We start from the raw sequence: 18,802 nt of genomic DNA, 5'->3' as shown, positions 1-18,802 counted from the left end.
GGGATCAGATCTTGAGTACGCTAGACACATTGCTTTTGTCGGACGAGCAACTGCAGCGCTATCGTGCGCTGCTGGCTGAAAAGGGCCTGACGACCAGGCAGTCGCTCCATATCCCGGCCCGTGACCCTCAGGCCCGGCTGCCTCTGTGCAGTTATCAGGAACCGTTGTGGTTTATTGACCACTACGCGGGTGGTGATACCGCGCACAACGTGGTCTATCCCATGGGGCTGCCCGAAGGGGAAATTGACGAGGCGGTGCTGGTGCAGGCCATCGGCCGGATGATCGAGCGCCACGAAATTCTGCGTACGACTTTTCGGCAAGAAGCCGATGCAGTGGAGCACGTGGTGCATGATCAATGGCCGCCGGTACTCGAGCGTGTGGATTTGCGACCCTTGCCTGAAACGCTTCGCGAGGCAAGCGGATGGAAACTGGTCGACAAGGAAGCCTGTCATCAGTTCGATCTTGAGCAGGGGCCTCTGATCCGCTTCACACTACTAACGGTTGCCCCCACCAAGCATGTGCTGATCGTGTCACTGCACCACATCATTTGTGACACCTGGTCCGTGGCGATCATTGACCGTGAAGTGCGCACGCATTATGACGACATCTTGCACGGTCGGCCTTGCTCGCTGGCACCTGTGCCGGTGCAGTTCCCCGACTACGCAATATGGCAGCGTAATCAGGCCGAGAGTGGTCTGTACGCTCGCGAGCTTGCCTATTGGACCGACCGGCTCGAGGATGCCCCCCAGTTACAATTGCCGACGGACTTTGCGATTCCGCAACAGCGTAGCCACCGGGCCAGCAACTGTCTGGTACTGGTGCCTGCGCCTCTGCTGGAAAAAGTGAAAGCTTTCGCCCAACGCGAAGGCGTGACCCTCTACATGGTGCTGCTGACCGCCTACAAGGTCATGCTCTCACGCCACACGGCTCAAACCGATATCGTGGTCGGCACCCCCCATGCGAACCGCGAGCGTGAAGAGCTGCGCGACGTTATCGGTTTCACGATCAACTCCCTGGTACTTCGCACCGAGTTGGGTGCCAACACACCGTTTCGCGAAGCCGTTCAGCGGGTCAAGACCTCGGCATTGGAGGCCTACGAACACCAGGACGTACCGTTTCAGTCGGTGGTTGAGGCGCTGGGGACTCGCGGTAAGGGCCAACAGTTGAGCCGTTATTCACTGTTTCGCGCTTTCTTTTCGGTTCAGAACATCCAGTGGGCGGATATTCAATTGCCCCAGCTCAACACCGGTACGCTGCATCAGAAACCGCGCTTCACCGTTCCGCACCCAACGACCAAATATGACATCTACATGTACCTGCGTGAACGCGATGGGATGGTGCTCGGTGGGTTGGAATATGACGTCGAACTGTTCTCCGAGACTCGTATTGAGCGCATGATCCGCGATTTCCTGCGCGTGCTGGAGCAGGGCATTACTGATCCAGAGGTAGGTGTCCATGAATTGGCCCTGCTCACGCCCAAAGAGATTGTGCAACTACAGGCATCTCAGCGTGGCGAAGAGCGGATGATGGCACCGTTGGCGGACATCTACAGTTGCTTTGAACAAGCTGCTCGGCGTTTCGCCGATTTTCCGGCGTTGATCGATCAAGGCATGACCCTCAGCTATCGCGACTTGGCCAGCGCTTGCGCTGCATTCTGCGAGCTACCCCCGCCGCAGGCGGGCCAGGCGCAGCGCCGAATTGGCGTGTTGGCCGATCGCTCTGCCTCCATGATCGTCAGTGTGCTGGCTACCCTGCGCGCCGGAGATCTGTGCATGCTGCTGGATCCTTCAGCGCCAGCTGCCCGAATTGAGGAGACGGTGCGCGCTCATCGGATCGAGATGTTGTTGTGTGATGCCAAGGTGGACATCTCTTACCCCGTGCAGCAGCGCGTGATTGCCCCTCAGGTCAAGATTGGACAAGGTGATGCGGCCGATCGGCCTCAGGTGCCGGTCCAGGCCCCGGCGTTTGTCTTTATGACTTCGGGCTCGACAGGCGTGCCCAATGCCGTGGTGCTATCGCATGAGGGGGTACTGACTGGGCAGTTGCCTCAGACCTGTCCCCATCCGATCGGACCGGGTGACCGGCTGTTGTTGAGTGCCCCCACCAGCTCGGCTCGCCTGGTGGGTGAGCTGCTCTGGCCACTGCTCAATGGGGCCAGCGTTGTCCTGTGCCGGCCAGGTGGGCACCAGGATCCGACTTACCTGGGTGAAATGCTGCGCACGCATCGAATCACACATTTCAGTGTGGTTCCCCAGGTGCTCTCAGTGTTGCTTGATGAACGAGCATTGGCCCAGTGCCCTGAGCTGAAGCTTGTGTATTGCGTTGGGCAGAACCTGGATTCCCAACTGACCTCGCGTTTTGTGCAGGCATGCGGTGCGAACCTCTACAACAGCTACGCGCAAACCGAAGCCTGCCCTGTGAGTTTCCATGCTTGCGATGGCCATGAGAGAGAAGGAATGGTGCCTGTAGGACGCTCTGCGCCCAATACGATCGTGCATGTGCTCGATGCCTACCTGCAACCTGCGCCGATCGGTGTGACCGGTGAGATTGCGGTGGGTGGTACATGCCTGGCACAAGGCTACCTTGGTAACCCGCGACTGACTGCCGAGAAGTTCATGCCGGATCCATTTGGTGAGCCGGGAGCAAGGCTATACCGCACTGGCGACCTGGGCATCTGGACTGATGGGGATGAACTGGTGCTTCAGGGGCGTAGTGATCAGCGGGTAAAAATTCGTGGTTACCGAATCGACCTGGCGGAGATCGAGTATGCATTGATGAATATCGAGGGCGTGGAGGAGGCGGCAGTGGTCGTTTCGGCTGGCCCTCGTAACGAGCCTTCCATTATGGCTTTCGTGAAGGCACAACCTATTTCGGTGGACAAACCCGGTCGGTTGGCGCAGTTGCTGAGGGCACGCTTCCCGGTGCAGCGCAAGAAAGTGCAGGCAACACTGCCTGAGCAATTGCGCACTATCCTGCAGGCGCGGCTGCCGTTCTACATGGTCCCGGCGCATATCGTGCAGCTCGACGCGTTGCCACGTGGCCGTACCGGCAAGGTCGATCGAGTTGCGCTCGCCGAGAGCGGCCTATTGCAGCAGAGCGCGGGCGCCAAGCACGACGGTGCGCCGCGCAACGATCTGGAGCGCCAATTGGTTGCCATTTGGCGTGAGGTGTTGGACGTACCTGCCAGTCAGGCCATCGGCATCTATGACAGTTTCTTCGAACTGGGTGGGCACTCTTTGAGTGCTGTCAAAATCGTCAAGCGCATCCAATCTGAGCTTGAGGTGAAGTTGGAGGTTCGGTACGTGTTTGAAGCGGTCACGATCGCCGGTTTGGGTGAGTTAATTGCCTGGAGTTTGAACGAGGACAGCTTTGAGGATATCGAGCTCTAAATGGCCGACAACGATAACCTGATGGCACCGGCCCGCAATCCCGGCAGAGATGGCCTGAAGCCCTATATCCGCCTGTTTGAGTCCATTGCTCGCACGCATGCTGCGTTGCCTGCGGTGGAGGAGGGCGATGTTGGCTTGAGCTATGCGCAACTCGACGGCTTGGCCAATCGCTTTGCTACTGAGCTGCGCAGATTGGGCGTGGCGCGTGGTGCGTTCGTGGCCATCTCCCTTGAGCGGGGCGTGCTCACCCTCGCGGCTATCCTGGCGTTGTTCAAGCTTGGGGCAGCGTATGTGCCACTTGATCCCCAACTGCCCATAGCGCGTCGGCAGCGGATGCTGGCGTTATGCGGATGCACGTGGGTGCTGGCAGACTCCTCCAGTGACGACCCCCTTGATGAGCTGCAAGCGCAGGGGAACGTCGTCAATCTCAGGCAGTGGGTGACCCTCGGCCCTTCAAGTGAGGGCGATTTCGAAGGTGGGTCTGATGAGGATCCGGCCTATGTGATCTTCACCTCCGGGTCGAGCGGTGAGCCCAAGGGTGCTGTGCTTTCGCAAGCGAACCTGCTGAACCATCTCTGGGCCAAGGTCGAGGATCTGGGGTTGAGCGCGGGCGATCGGATTGCTCAGACGGCGCCGTTCGGTTTCGATCTCTCGGTCTGGCAGTTTTTGGCAGCCGGTCTGGTGGGCGCTTGCGTGAGTGTCATGGGGCGAGAGACTGTCGCCTATCCACCCGCTCTGCTGGACGCCATGGTGGACCGCGGTGTCACGGTCTTTCAGGTCGTACCCAGTTACCTGTCGGTATTAATCGACGTGATCCGGCAACGGCCGGGAGGGACGGGCGAGGCCATTCGAGCGTTGGTCACGGCGGGTGAAACGCTACCGGTGGCGCTGGTTCGCCGCTGGTTTGATAGTTGCCGGATCCCTTTGATGAATGCCTATGGCCCGACGGAATGCGGAGTCGACGTGACTCACCACGTCATGCGAAGCGCCCCGCAGGGGAATAGCGTGCCCATTGGGCGGGCGATAGTGGGGGCTACGCTGCACGTCGTCGACGATAATCTAAGACCCGTGCCTGACGGGGAAAGTGGCGAGCTGCTGATCGGGGGTATTGCCACCGGTCTTGGCTACATCAACGCGCCAGAGGCCAGCGCTGCAGCTTTTGTGGAACTGCCTGAAGTAGGGGGACGCTTCTATCGCAGCGGTGATCGTGTACAACGGCGTGAGGGCCACTACGAGTTTCTGGGACGCCTGGATCTGCAGATCAAGTTGCGTGGATACAGAATCGAGCCCGAGGAGATCGAGGCGGCGTTGCTGCAAGTGCCCGGTGTACGCGCGGCGGCGGTCGTGTTGTACCGGGAGGGTGAGCGCGCCGAGCTGGTTGCACTTGTGCAGCCGGATGAGCAGGGCGCAATCAGCCTACTGGCACAGACCCTCAGAGAGCGGCTATCGGTCATGCTACCAAGTTACATGGTCCCGCATTTGATCGAGTTTGTGTACGAGATGCCTCGCAATGAACGGGGCAAGACGGACCGGCGCAAGGTCGCAGAATTATTGGACAAGTTGAAACCTTTTGAAGGCTAGGAGCCACACACTTGCGTATCACCAATCGACTGCTCCACAGGGTCGCTGAATGTGACTATCTGTACCGTAACCTGCTCAACCGGCGTGCCACGCGCGAATACCGTGATTATCAAGGCGTGCTGTGCGACGAAGGTCGGCGGGTATTGCAGGCGCTCAATCAAAGCGGTCTGGCGATGACCCGTGTTGACCGTTTCGCAGGGATGGAGTCGCTTTTTGCCCAGTTGCGCGAGCGCGCGCTGTATGTCGAAACCAGACGTCAAAGCAGTGTACCGGCAGGTTCTGACCAAGCCAGGACCTACGCCTTCATGTCCAATGTGCTGGGCTCGTACCCCCGCTTTGACCCTCAGAGCATCTTTGCCCGCTTTGCCTGTCAGGCACCCATTCTAGAAATTGTGAACGCCTATTTCGGGATGTTCGCCCAACTGCGCAAATACGCTGTCTTCAGGAATGAGTACTCCAATCGTTCGGAAAACGGAAACTGGCATCGTGACGGCGTCTGCGACGCCATGGTCTTGCGCGTCTTCGTCTATTTCGAGGATGTGGGAGAACGCAACGGAGCCATGCGCTACGCCCGTGGGACGCATTATCGAAGTGAACGCGGCAGCCGTGGGGTTATCGACAATACGCAGTTGGAGACGATGTCGACTTCCTGTTGCGGACCTTCTGGCACGCTTGTTTTCGCCGACACGCGTGGTTACCACCGGGCCGGTGAATTCACGGAGGGCCAGCGTTGGTTGTACTACGGCATGTTTACCTCACCGGGGTTTGGTGCTGATTACTTTCGTCGTCAGGAGCGCCGTCTGGCGCAGCGAGGTGACCCCGTGTCCTGGGCGCTGTCGAGCCCGCAAACCCTAGCCGACAACTTCCGGTCTATCCCATGAGCGCGAATGATCAAGCAGTGGTGGTGTTGCCTGATGCCTCTTTCCAGGCGAACGGTTCATGGCAGGGGGGGCTCACTTGGGGGCAACGGCAGATGTATCGCGCGATGCAGGTCGATCCTCAGCCCTGGCACTTTCATATGACCGATGTGTTGGTGCTGCGTGGCACGGTAGATCTGGAGCGCCTCTCGCACAGTTTGGCGCAGACTTTGGCCGCACATCCGGCGTTGCATGTCCGATTGGTGCCGTTTGCCGATAGCGCAGAGGGCGTGGCCCAGCGGATTGAGCGTGTCATGCACAGTGATTGCCCGGTGCATGATTGGTCTGCACTGCCATTGGCCGAGGTTCAGGCCCAGCTGTCTGAAATGCGTACCCGCTTCGCCCGGGCGCCGTTTGACTTGACCACGGGGCCGTTGTTTCGTGTGGCATTGGTGCGTACGCGCCCTGATGAAACTTATCTGCTGATGACTCTGCATCACCTGGTGGCTGATGACTGGTCAATGGGGCTGCTGCAGCAGGATGTGATGGCGCGCTACACAGGGCTGGGTTCACCAATCGAGCGGCCTGCCCCTTACTTTGAATTTATCCGGCGCCAGCAAGCGTGGCTGCAGTCTCAGGAGGGGCAAAAGGCAGTTGCCTACTGGACCGAGTTGCTTCAGGCGTTGCCCGTACGATTCCCCATCGCCACTGATCGGCCGCGCCCCACCGTGCCGCTACAGAAGCGTGCCACCGTCAGTGGCAGGCTCGCCGCCGAACTTGTGCCGCTGCTCAAACAGATGGGGCGAGAGGCGCGTAGTACCGTGTTCCCGGTGATGCTGGCCGCCTACAAGGTGCTGTTGTGGCGACTTTCCCTATGTTCTCGCGTGCCGGTGGCGACACTGGTTGCCAATCGCGATGACGGTTTTTTTGATCAGACGGTGGGGCTTTTTTTCAATACCATTGTTCTGGTTTCTGATATCCAGCACGACCAACCGTTCAGCGATTTCGTTGCCCGGGTGATGAAGACGACACTCGATGGTATGCAGCGTCAGGCGGTTCCGTTTCAGTACCTGGTTGATCGCCTGTGTCCGGTGAGGGACCCTGCGCGTGTTCCTTTCACTCAGGTGATGTTCTCATTCATGGCTGCTTCGGGCCGACGTTTGCGCATCGGTGATGCCGAGCTTGAGCAGTTTGGAGGTCTCGACACCGGGTCGGCCTATGACCTCAAGGTCACTGCCTTTGAGAAAGAGGAGGGGGTGGAGGTTCTGTTCGAGTACGACGCCAACCTCTTCGATGCCGAAACCGTTGAGGTCTGGCACAGCACGTACCTGCAAATCCTGGCTGATGCAGTCGCGCAGCCTGGAGCACCTGTACACAAGCTTGGGTTTGTTCAGGCCAGCCGTACCTTATCCGAGCTTTGCATCAGAGATGCATGGGGGGCCTGCGTACCGACTGGCTTTGTGGGCCAACTGTGGCGTCTTCAGGACGCTGAACTGATAAGCACTGGAACGCTGGCCCGCCAAAAAGCTGATGGGCGTATCCAGCCGTTGCAGGCAAGAACTGCATTCCATGAGGTGGATCAGCCGATCGATGTGTCGGCGGTCGAAGGATGCGCGCAAGCGTTGCCGACCGTTCACCAGGCTCTGCTGACCTCTGATGATGCGCGGGGTTTGGTCATGCACCTGGTCGTGGACACGGAGCAGTTCCGGCTCCCTGCCTTGCGTCGGCATCTGTTTGCATCGGTGCCTGAGCATTGCGTGCCGGCCAGGTTCCGTATCGTGCCCTGGGTATGCGAGCTTGTGGCGGGTGTTCCTGATCTTGAGGAGCTATGGCGCATTGGTCGGGACTTGCAATCGCCTGCCAACACGGAGGTGCCCAGCAACCCGCAGCAGGTCGATATGCTAGCCATCTGGGCGAAGGCCATGGGGGTTTCAAACCTGGGTCTCCATGATGACTTTTTCGCAGCTGGCGGCAATTCGCTGACGGCGGCACTGGTTGTGGCCCAAACCAACCTACGCTTTGGGAGCCGCTTTACACTGGGCCAGTTGTTTGAGGCCCGTACCGCAGCCCGGTTTGCCGCATTGGTCGCCCAAGGACCGGCCTTTGAGGTCGTTCGACCCTGGTATGAACAGCCGCAGGCACACAGCGCCCATCAGGCCTTGGTCGAGGCTAACGGACGGGTGTCTTATCCTGTTTCCGATGCGCAGGCGCGTATGTGGATATTGGACCGCCTGCTTGGCCCGTCAGATCGCTATGTGTTGAAAAACGCCTACCGGGTGGTCGGTCCGTTGGATGCAACAGCGCTGGGCCGTGCGTTTGAGGCTCTCGTTCGTCGACATGAACAGCTTAGGGCGTTCTTTCTGGAGACCGGTGACGGAGTTCGACAGTGCATTGGGCCTGCCGATGGCGGGATGCTGAATGAGATATTCTGGGACGTTTTGCCGGGGCCCCAATCGTCTCCTCCTGAATCGATCACGTACGCACTCGATGAACCCTTTGATCTGTGCAAGGGAGCGCTGACACGTGCTCTGCTGGTGCGCACGCGCGATCCTGCCATTCATTTTCTGTATTTGACGCTTCACCATATCGTGGCGGATGGATGGTCCCTGGGTGTGCTCTTTGACGACTGGATGCGCCTGTACAAAGGTGAGCAGGCGCTGCCTGCGTTGATAGGCCAGTACCGTGATTATTGCTCTTGGAGAGCCTCGGATGCGCTCAAAACAGCTGTCGAGAGTGATGTGAACTACTGGCGTGAGCAACTGGTCGGTGCCAACCCTGCGCTGTTGCTACCTGAGCGTGAGTGCAGAACAGGTGTTTCGCGCCAGGGGGGGCAATGCACCTTTCAGCTACCAGCCCCGTTATGCAAGCAGTTGGGAGCTATCGCCGCCTCTCACAATGCAACGCTTTACACGATTCTGCTGGCAGGTTTTGCCACGGTACTTTCGCGCTATACCGGGCAATGTGACCTGAGCATTGGTGTACCGGTGGCGAACCGTGACCAGGTGGGCACTGATCGGATCGTGGGACTGTTCGTGAATACGGTGGTGATGCGCTTGAGCATCGAGTCATCCGCTTCGCTGCAGTCTGTGCTGCTAGCGACCAAAGAGACGGTGAACCAGGCGCTCTCGCATGCGAAGGCACCGTTCGAAGCTGTGGTTCAGGCCTTGCAACCGCAGAGGCATCTGGACGCTTCACCGCTGTTTGAGACGATGTTTGGGTTCCAGGACTTGCCAGGGGTGTCATCGGTTCCAGGTGACCTTGTTTTGCAGGGCGTTCGACAGCGTAGCCGGCAGGCGAAATTCAAGCTGGGTTGTACATTGACGCTGGCAGAAGGCGTGGCCTATGGCGAGTTGGAATTTCGTGAAGACCTGCTTGATTCGACATTGATAGAGCACCTGGGCGCTGATTATCGCGCAGTCCTGGAGCAATGGGCGCAGCGTCCGCAGGCGGCCTGGCACACCTTGCAGGTGCGCAGCATGCGTCCCCGCCCCACGGCTGCGCTGTCTGACTCTAGCTTGGCTGGCGTGCAGGCGCTTTGGGAGATCGTACACCGACAGGCACAGTACAGCCCCGACAAGCCTGCACTCCTGGATGGCCTGACGACGCTGTCCTATACGCAGCTTGATGCGACTGCTGCACGTGTTGCTGCTGCGCTACGCAACCTGGGGCTGGGCCCGGGGGCTCGGATTGGCCTGTGCCTGCCCCGTTCGTCTCAAGCCATTGTCTGTCTATTGGGAATTCTGCGCGCAGGGGCCGCCTATTGTCCGATGCAGGCCGATATGAGTCTTGAGGTTTGGCGCGAGCAGGCTCAGCAGGCCCGGCTTGATGCGCTTGTGGTGGGTTCCGATCCGGTGGGGATGCGGCCCTACGCGTTACGCGTGTTGTCTGTCCAATCGCTGTTGGCATCGGATGATACGGATCAGACCAGCCCAGCCCTTCATCCTCAGTCACCGGCAGTCATCTTTCGAACCTCAGGCTCAACGGGGCAGCCCAAGTATGTGACCGTACCGCACGAGGGCATCGTTGCACTCGTCGCCTGGGCCTGTGAGACCTACGATGCTCAGACCTACCAATACAGCACGTTGGCCACCTCGCTGGGATTTGACGTCTCTCTGTTCGAGATGTTCGTACCCTGGGCCTTGGGCGGATGTGCAGTGCTCATGGACCATCTGCTTGCCCCCCATGAGGGGCAACCTCCACTCACTTGCGTCAGTGGCACCCCTTCGCAGGCGCGGGCTCTGTTAGAACAGGGGAGATTTCCGTTGGGGGCGATCACGTTGAACGTGGCGGGCGAAGCCTTGCCGCCTGAACTGGTTCAACGCATTTTTGATCAGACACAAACGCGTCGGATCATGAATCTCTACGGGCCGACAGAGTGCTCGATCTACGCCAGCTACGAGGATATCCGACGTGACGGGGGCGCAGTCGCAACAGTCCGTATCGGACGCCCTCAGCCTCATGTGTCCATGTATGTGCTGGATGCCATGGGAGGTGAAACCCCTGAGCAGGTGGTCGGTGAAATATGCATTGGAGGCAGTGGACTTGCACACGGCTACAGTGGGAGAGCAGCGCTGACAGCCGAACACTTCGTGCCTGATCCGTTCTCGGATGTGCCGGGCGCACGTATGTACCGTACGCGAGACACTGGGCGAGTGGATGCCGAAGGTGGGGTGACTTACCTGGGGCGCGTTGATGGGGTGCAGAAGCTGCGAGGCATCTGGGTGAACTTCCACGAGCTTGCGACCGATATCCGTGCCTGCCAGGGGGTACGTGATGCAGTTGTGCTGCCCATCACGCCGGGAGACGCCGAGGGTGATACCTGCGTTGTGGCGTTCTGCGTGCCTGAGGGCGGGGCATCTTTTGATGAGTCCAGCCTGCGGCGTCTGTTCCGTTCTCGTGTAGCCCGTACACGGCCCTTGGCCTATGGTCGAATCATCAATCGTTTTGTCAGACTCGATGCGCTTCCACTGACCCCAAACGGCAAGGTCGATCTGCAGTTGCTTGCCTCGATGGCGCCAGAACGAGCCACGCACGAGCACGGATCGGCTGTGTCCACGGATCTGCTTTGGCATGCATTGCGTGAGGCCTGGTGTACGGCATTGGATGTGGAGGAGCTGGGCCAGAGCGATGATTTCTTTGTCCTGGGTGGGCATTCGCTATTGGCCCTGCGCATGCTTGCGTCCATTGAAGCGTCTACCGGCCTCGCACTGCCATTAGCGTGTATCTTCGAGTTTCCTGTTTTTGCGGAGTTTGCTGATGAGGCTATCAGGCTAGTGCGTGTTCAGGCACTGCCTGATGCTGCGGGGCCTATTGAGCGTGTGGCGCGCAGAGACGGTTGTGACCTGCCTGTTTCAAGGGCGCAGCGGCGGCTATGGTTTCTGGAGCAGTTTGAGCCCGGTACCCACCACAACGTGTCCATCATGCTGCACGTGCAGGGGGCGACGGATGCCCAACGTCTTTTGCAGGCGGTGCAGGGGTGTCTGGATAACCATGAGGTTTTTCGTACCTCGTTCCACTTTCGAGACGGCGACGTTGTTGCTTGCATCGCAGACAGAGCGTGCATTGAGGTGGCGCTGGACGACTGGTCCATGCTGACGCCACAGCAGCAACACGAGCGGCAAGCCACATGTCGACAGGTTCAGGCTGCCCATCACTTCGACCTGTCTCAGCCAGGGCTCGGGCAGGTCCGTTTGGTTCGTCTGACCCAGGATAAGTGGCTGCTTGCGGTCGTTCTTCACCACATCGTGACGGATGCAGAGTCGATTGAATTACTGACACGTGAAATCAGCCAGCGATATGCGCAGCCTGGGCGTTTGGCTGAACCGCAACTGCAGTATGTCGACTATGCCGCCTCAGACCGACACTGCAGTTCTCAATCGGCCTACCAGAAACACCTGGCCTATTGGCAAACGCAACTGGCCAACGCGCCAGCGCGCTTGTCACTGCCCACCGATCAGCCGCGGCCAGTTTTGGCCAGCCACTCAGGTGCTGCGTATGCCCTGCTGATTGCCAGGCAGGAGTGGGATGACATCAGCCATGCGCTGGCTCAGCTTGGGGTCTCGCGCTTTACAGGGCTGTTGGCGTTGTTCAAATTGGCGGTGTACCACTACACCGGCAGTCGCGACCTGTGCATCGGTACGCCGGTGACCAATCGCCGGGCGCTGTCTACGCTCACGATGCAGGGGTATTTCCTCGACATGCTGGTCATCCGCACGCGATTTGCAGCTACCGATACGCTGGCCGATTTTATTGTCAACGTGAGTGCGCTGTGCGGCGCAGCCTTTCGCCATCAGCCACCCGGTTTTGATGCAATCGTCGAAAGGCTGCAGCCTGAGCGTGTGCCGGGTTACCACCCGCTGTTCCAACTGGCTTTCGTTTATACGGATGATTCGGTACCGGCCACCGAGACAACGGGCCTGCATTGGGTCGCATCGCAGGGCGGAAACCGTGGGGCTCAATTTGATTTGACCTGCCACTGCAACGAGACGCAGGACGGATTATGGGTGACGTTCGACTACAAGAGTGAGTTGTATGCACCTGCCTCCATCGCTCGTTTTGGTGCTCACTTGCGCCATTGCCTGGCGTTGATGCGCCTACAGCTGCAGGCTCCTATTGCCGCCTTTCCGACTGCTCAAACGCAGCAATGCATGCGTCAGGTCAGCGTTCGACCTGCGGTGCAAGATGAGCGGCTTGCCGATGGTTTTGAACGTCAGGCATTGCTGGCGCCTGCTGCCATTGCCGTCATGACCACGGCTGGAACGTTCAGCTATGGGGTACTTGAAGCACAGGCTAATCAGCTGGCGCGGCGTTTGTTGCGAGATGGCCTGCAATGGGGTGAACAGGTTGCCGTATGCCTGGAACGCAATGAGACCCTGATTGTTGCGCTGCTGGCTGTGAGCAAGGCTGGAGGGTGCCTTGTGCCATTCGACAGCCAGGTTCCGCCATTGCGGTTACACGCAATTGTGAAGCGTCATGGGATTGAGCGGTTGATTTCAACCCAGGCGATTCTCGCTCCATTGCTGTCGGGTGCGGCACAACCGTTGGAGCTTTCGCACCTGTACGACTTCAGCGTGCGCGCGGCATCCCTGAACCGCCCAGGTGTGGGGCTGGTGGTTGCCCGACAGGATTGGGCCGCCGAAAGCGTCGAGCGGGTGAATTCATTGCACAGTGCTGCAGGTGCAGCCTATGTCATCTTTACCAGCGGCTCCACCGGGGTTCCCAAGGGGGTGGTGATGGGGCACGCGGCGGCTTGCTCTACGATCGAGTGGATCAATACCCGCTTTGGTGTGACCGCCAGTGATCGATTGCTGTGGTGTGCTTCCGTCGGTTTCGATCTATCGATTTACGACATCTATGGCACCTTGGCTACCGGGGCCACGGTGTGTATTGCTGATCAAGGCATGCTGACCGATCCTGTCATTCTTGCGTCCTACTTGACCTATTGGGGCGTGACGATCTGGGACTCTGCTCCTGCGGCGTTGCAGTTCGCCTTATCAGGGGGCGAGGGGATCGGCTCGGATTACCGCTGCGAATCATTGCGGCTGATCATGCTCAGTGGTGATCGGATCCCGGTCAAACTGCCTGCAGCTGGCTGCGTATCTTTTCCCAATGCGCACTGGCATGCGTTGGGTGGTGCGACTGAAGCAGCGATCTGGTCGAACCATCACCCTATCGGTGATGCACAGGGCGCACTTGAGATGGGCCGTGCGCAGGCAGTTGCTTATGGCCGAGCCTTTGGGACGGCCACCTACTATGTCATGAACGATGATTTCCAGGTTTGCCCGGATGCCGTGGAAGGGGAGTTGTTCATTGGCGGAGGTTGCCTGGCGAATGCCTACCTCGGTGCACCGGCCCTCACGGCTGAGCGCTTTGTGCCACATCCATTCGAGGCGGGCGCCAGGCTTTACCGTACGGGGGACCGCGTCAAGCGTGACGCCGACGGCACGCTATGGATTCTTGGGCGACAGGACAGTCAGGTCAAGCTGCGCGGTCATCGTATTGAACTCGGTGAGGTGGAACAGGCGCTCCAGGGGTTGGAGCAGGTCAAGTCTGCTGTTGTGCTCAAGCATGAGGGGCATGATGCCATTCATGCTTATGTCGAGCTGTCCGCTTCAGCAGTGCTGGAGTTGGCGGTGATCCACCAATATTTGGTTGAACGCCTGCCTTACTACATGGTGCCGAGTGCAATCCACTTCATCGACACCTGGCCCATGACGGCCAATGGCAAGCTGGATCGTACTCAGCTCCTGCTCTGCCAAGCGATGGCAGAGGCGGTACCTGATCGTTTACTGCGACCATTAGCCGGTACCGTGGCTCATCAGTTGGCTGGGATCTGGGCGTCGGTGTTGCAGGTGCCTATCGAAGATACAGAACGTAGCTTCTTCGATTACGGTGGTTCATCGCTCAAGGCCGTGGAGATGCTGCGCCGCGTCAACGAGCATTTCGGTACGACCTTGAGGGTGAAGGACATCTTTCATCACCAGACGCTGTCGCTGTTCGCCGCACGCATTGAGCGGCCAGAGACAACGACGGACGATCCGGCCGATGGCGATGCCGTGACGCTCTGGAACGCCGGCAACAGCGCCGTACCTGCGCTTGTTTTCATTGCTCCCCCCGGCGCCGACGGCACTTGTTATGCCGCTCTGATGCAGGAGCTGTCATCGTGGCCCGGCGCGCTCTATACGGTGGCGCTGACACTGCCCGTGTTGCAACGCTGGAATCAAGGACAGGACCACACGATCGAGGCGCTGTGCCGGGTGTTGGTCCATGACATCGTGCAGGCCGGTATTACCACCTTTGTGCCCTGCGGCTGGTCTTTTGGCGGCACGCTTGCTGCGTGTCTACCGGACGTTGATCGAGAGCAAAGACCCTCTGCGCTCAACCTTTCATTGCTGATTGACAGTTCTGAGGCGGGCGTCATCGCACGCAGCCTGCAAGGCGCAGCAGACAAAGAATGGAACGCCTTTGAGTTCAAGATGGGGGGCGGGCTGTTGCCAGGCAATGGCGATGACGCAGCGAGATCTGAACTGTTCTCACTATCGATGGCTGCCTTGCAGGCCGCTGCGCACGGAACGATGCCCGCCTCGCAGTCGCGTATCGCTCTGATTGAGAGTGCACGACCGACCAACCACCGAGCTTCTGCCGGTTGGCCCGAACAACGGCTGGCGCACCTTGCAGTACTCGATGCGCATCACTACGAGATGCTGGTTCAACCCTGGGCGAAGGACGTGGCTGCCTGGATCCTGCGAACTCTGGACCCTGTCCTGGAGTACCAATTTTTGACGATACAAAAGGATAAGTAAGCATGCACAGTGGAGTTCTATTCATATCCCGTGAGCGCGCCTTGTGGCTGATTTTTTGCGTAATCGCCGGGCTCGCGTCTTCCTGTGCAGTGATTGTAGCCATTCGAGAAATTGCTCTGGTCCTGGCGCAGGGAGGGACGGGGCCCGACTTTTCTTGGCGCATTTTCCTGGCTGCATTGGCAATCAGTATTTTGGGGGGGTTGAGTTCTCAGCTGGCGCTTGGGCATTTGGGTGTCCGCGTCGTACACGAAATGCGGCTCCATGTGGCGCAGCGCATTCTTCAATTGCCTTACCGGGAGTACGAGCAACACGGCATTTCGCGTATTTATGCCATGCTCTCGGATGACGTGACCAAAGCCTCAACGGCGCTGGGTACGTTGCCGATGTGTGTGGTTTGCATCGGTCTGGTGGTATTTGGACTTGGATACTTGCTCTTGCTGTCGCCCGGGCATTTTGCATTGGTGGCTCTGGTGTTGTTTGTGGGGATCGCCATCGCCCGCTACGCATCGTCTCATACCGGTCGTGCGCTACGAGAGGTGCGTGCGCTGGAGGATCAGATGCAGGACCTGTACCGTGCCATGGTTGAGGGGGCCAAGGAGTTCCGGCTCAACACACCCCGTCGGCAGCACTTTGTTTCCAGTGTGCTTGCACCGCTCAGTTCGCAGTTGGCCTCACGCAAGCGGGCGAGTGGGGCGCTGTGGAGCGTAACGGTACAATGGAATAATCTGGTGTTCTTCCTGCTGCTGGCGGTGGTGGCGGTCCTTCCGCATTACGTGCCGATTGAAGGGGCAAGCACCATGACGACCTACGCACTCGTGCTGCTGCTGTTGCGCGCCCCTATCATGGCGTTGATGGAGCTGGTGCCCACGGTGCTGGCTGGCAAGGTTGCGCTCGGTCGGCTCGCCCAATTGGAGGTGAACTCTTCAGCGGGTGTGGGTAGCGACCTGCCAGTGCCCCGCAACCACACGTTGGCGCTGCGTGGGGTATGCTTTGATTATCCGGCAGAACCGGGAGAGGCGGGCATTCGCCTGGGCCCGATCGACCTGCTGCTCAGGCCCGGTAAAGTCGTCTTCATCACCGGCGGTAACGGTTCGGGGAAGACGACCCTGGCGAAGCTGTTATCGGGGTTGTACGCCCCCAGCGAGGGCCGTGTTCTGCTCGACGGTGTTGAGGTTGAATCCGATATGACAGCAGCGCTGCGGCACCGTACCAGTGCGATCTTCAGTGATTTTTTTGTATTGCCGTATGACGGCCATGACAGCGCAGTTGATCTGGATCTCGCATCGTGGGCGCTACGCTTGGGGCTCGATGACAAGTTGTCAGCGGCAAGCGGATGGCGTTCGGCCCCACGTCTGTCCCAAGGCCAGCGCAAGCGCCTTGCGCTCCTTAATCTAGTCGCGCAAGACAAGCCTGTATGCCTTTTTGACGAGTGGGCCGCTGATCAGGACAAAGGCTATCGTGATCTCTTCTACCGGCAATTTCTGCCGGAGTTGGCCGCGAGAGGGAAAATCGTCATTGTGGTCTCGCACGACACCGATTATTTTTTTGCCGCCGATGTTGTTATTCACATGAAGGACCTGAAGGTCACTCAAATCGAGGAGAAGCTGCAATGAGCTGGGATCAGGAAGATGCGGAGTTCACTGTTGTCGTCAATCACGAAGAGCAGTATTCCATCTGGCCATACTATAAGGAACTGCCGGCAGGCTGGAGGGCGGTCGGTGTACAGGGAAAGAAGGCTGAATGCCTCGATTACATCGAGAAAACCTGGACTGATATGCGCCCACTGAGCTTGCGCAAGGCCCTGGAGAATGCCACGAGCAGCGCCTCGTGAGTAGCGGCGATGGCGCATTGGCAGCGTCGGGGATGACTGCGCTGGCGTCTTCTGTCTTTCGTGTTCAGCCCTCTAAGGTGACGTCGACCAAGTACTGCAGCTTTTTTGTCGTGCACCCTGAGGGCAATCTGTTGTTTCCTTGTTTCGCCAAGGGAGCGGGCATTGATCGTGCTTTCGAGGCGATAGGGGAGAGGGGGGGCATCAGTGCGCAGTTGTTGGGCGATATGCACCTGAAAAGCAACCATTGCGATGTGCTTCACGAACATTTTGGCGCCTGGACGTATTGCAGTGCGCCTGAGCTGGATGATGTGAGCAAAAGTGTGCAGCACGTGAAGGCATTTCCTTTTCGCGAACACCCACTGTTCGCCCATGTCCAGGTGATTCCTACACCTGGCCATCGTCCTGGAGGCACCTGTTTTCTTGTCGAGGTGGATGGCCAACGCGCTTTGTTCGCAGGGGATATCGTAGGCTACGACGGGGAGCAATGGACCGCTTTCCCCATGAAGTCAGGGAAGTCGCAATTGCTTCAGTCGTTGTCGATGCTCGCAAGCTACGACTTTGACGTGCTATATGCGACCACACTTGCAGTGGAACCTGCATGTTCAGTCAGCTTTGCGAATGCTGGCGCACGCCAGCGCTTCTTCAGCGATGTGGCCGCACGTGCCGGCCTCGTCTGATGACAATTCCTTGATCATGCCTTTGTTCTCCGAGTTCAAGCAGACGTTTATCCGGCGAGCAACACGGAATTTTCGGCCGGGACATCGCGGCGGAATCGTTCAGTTCATCGTGGGCGATCAGGCTGAAGGGCGCTTTCATGCAGTATTAAACGATGCCATTGAGTTTCACCCTGGCGTACACAATAAGCCGGATGCCCGTATTGGGATGACTGAGGAGATGTTCCTGGCTTTTGTGGAGCATCCAGAACAACCGCTGCGTTGTGGCGCACAGATGTCAGGTGATCGGGCATTACTGTCGTTGGTCGCACTGGCCGCGCACGGGGAGGGGGCTACCGGGCCCGCGCGGTTGTGTGAAGTTGAGCGGCATGCGCAGAGTCGGCTGCGCCTGGAACCGCAGATTTGTCGTCGTGCGACGATAGACTCGTCGGGGTTGCTCTGGGCGCTGCATTTCGGCGTGCCTCTGGTTCTGACCTCCATGCTAGGCGAAGGTGGCTGGCAGATGTCGCTGGAGCCGTTGCGTGAGCAGTTTGGTCCATTGCCTCTGGTGGGGCTGGATGCGGACGTTCTGGGGGCGTCACTGAATATATCGACCATCGATTCGCTGATTCAGGACGCACTTGGGGGGGAGGGCATTTCGATCTACAGTGGCGGGTGCGCGTTGCCTGGGCCGATGTCCGAGGCATTTACGCTTCCGCTACTCAAGCCAGCCTGCTTCAGTCGTGCGCAGTTATGGATGGGGCGTCGAGATGAGGCGGCGTGCACCCGTTTGCATCGGGATTTTCTGCATGCTTTCATAGGGCAGGTCGTCGGCGCAAAGACCTTTCTGTTAGCGCCGCCTGAGGCGGCGGAGTCTCTGTATCCTGGAGCATGCTTCAACATGTTCCAATTGGCCTGCTTCGATCCGTTCCAGCCAGACTTTGTCAAGTTCCCGCTGGCCCGGCAGGCAACACTGTTATCGGTCACCCTTGAGCCTGGCGAGTTGCTTGTCCTCCCCGCCGGATGGTTTCACACAGTACACAGCAATGGCCTGGTGATGTCAGTCAATCGTTTCATGCGGGAGGAGGTGTGGGCCTCTTTTTCCCAACGCATTGAAGCCGCTTCAATCGACAGGGTATTGCAGCGTATAGCGGAAATTTCCAACAGTGAGGAGGGGTAGGCTGTAGTG

At 58.8% G+C, this 18,802-nt stretch carries 8 protein-coding genes; all 8 read left to right on the top strand.

Annotation, left to right across the window (positions count from 1 at the left end):
• The first annotated feature begins 11 nt into the window (after positions 1-11).
• Genes AC6I6U_RS24030 through AC6I6U_RS23995 form a run of 8 tightly spaced genes read left to right on the top strand, consistent with a single transcriptional unit; the run spans position 12 to position 18,793 of the window.
• The gene (locus tag AC6I6U_RS24030) at positions 12-3,389 is read left to right on the top strand and encodes a non-ribosomal peptide synthetase (RefSeq protein ID WP_497878502.1); all 3,378 of its coding nucleotides are present in this window, start codon (positions 12-14) and stop codon (positions 3,387-3,389) included.
• Complete coding sequence (locus AC6I6U_RS24025) at positions 3,390-4,970, top strand: amino acid adenylation domain-containing protein (RefSeq protein WP_497878501.1); 1,581 nt, start codon at positions 3,390-3,392, stop codon at positions 4,968-4,970.
• An 11-nt stretch (positions 4,971-4,981) separates the two neighbouring features.
• Entirely contained in the window at positions 4,982-5,851 is an 870-nt protein-coding gene (locus AC6I6U_RS24020) for a phytanoyl-CoA dioxygenase family protein (RefSeq protein ID WP_497878500.1), read from the top strand.
• The gene (locus AC6I6U_RS24015; RefSeq protein ID WP_497878499.1) at positions 5,848-15,129 is read left to right on the top strand and encodes an amino acid adenylation domain-containing protein; all 9,282 of its coding nucleotides are present in this window, start codon (positions 5,848-5,850) and stop codon (positions 15,127-15,129) included. Before AC6I6U_RS24020 ends, AC6I6U_RS24015 begins: the two co-directional genes overlap by 4 nt.
• A gap of 2 nt (positions 15,130-15,131) precedes the next feature.
• Positions 15,132-16,742 carry a cyclic peptide export ABC transporter gene (locus tag AC6I6U_RS24010; RefSeq protein ID WP_497878498.1) on the top strand — a complete coding sequence of 537 codons (1,611 nt, stop codon included), beginning with the start codon at positions 15,132-15,134 and terminating at the stop codon, positions 16,740-16,742.
• Positions 16,739-16,960 carry an MbtH family protein gene (locus tag AC6I6U_RS24005; protein ID WP_497878497.1) on the top strand — a complete coding sequence of 74 codons (222 nt, stop codon included), beginning with the start codon at positions 16,739-16,741 and terminating at the stop codon, positions 16,958-16,960. The genes AC6I6U_RS24010 and AC6I6U_RS24005 overlap by 4 nt, the downstream gene beginning before the upstream one ends.
• A complete protein-coding gene (locus AC6I6U_RS24000; protein ID WP_497878496.1) occupies positions 16,957-17,637 on the top strand; it encodes an MBL fold metallo-hydrolase in 681 nt (226 codons plus the stop codon). The genes AC6I6U_RS24005 and AC6I6U_RS24000 overlap by 4 nt, the downstream gene beginning before the upstream one ends.
• On the top strand, positions 17,579-18,793 hold the full coding sequence (locus AC6I6U_RS23995; protein ID WP_497878495.1) for a cupin-like domain-containing protein: 1,215 nt from the start codon (positions 17,579-17,581) through the stop codon (positions 18,791-18,793). The genes AC6I6U_RS24000 and AC6I6U_RS23995 overlap by 59 nt, the downstream gene beginning before the upstream one ends.
• The last annotated feature ends 9 nt before the right edge of the window (positions 18,794-18,802 follow it).

It is taken from the genome of Pseudomonas sp. UTLPPB19802 (assembly GCF_059730225.1).
The sequence above is the reverse complement of the archived record's forward strand: the minus strand, read 5'-3'. Positions and strand labels throughout refer to the sequence as shown.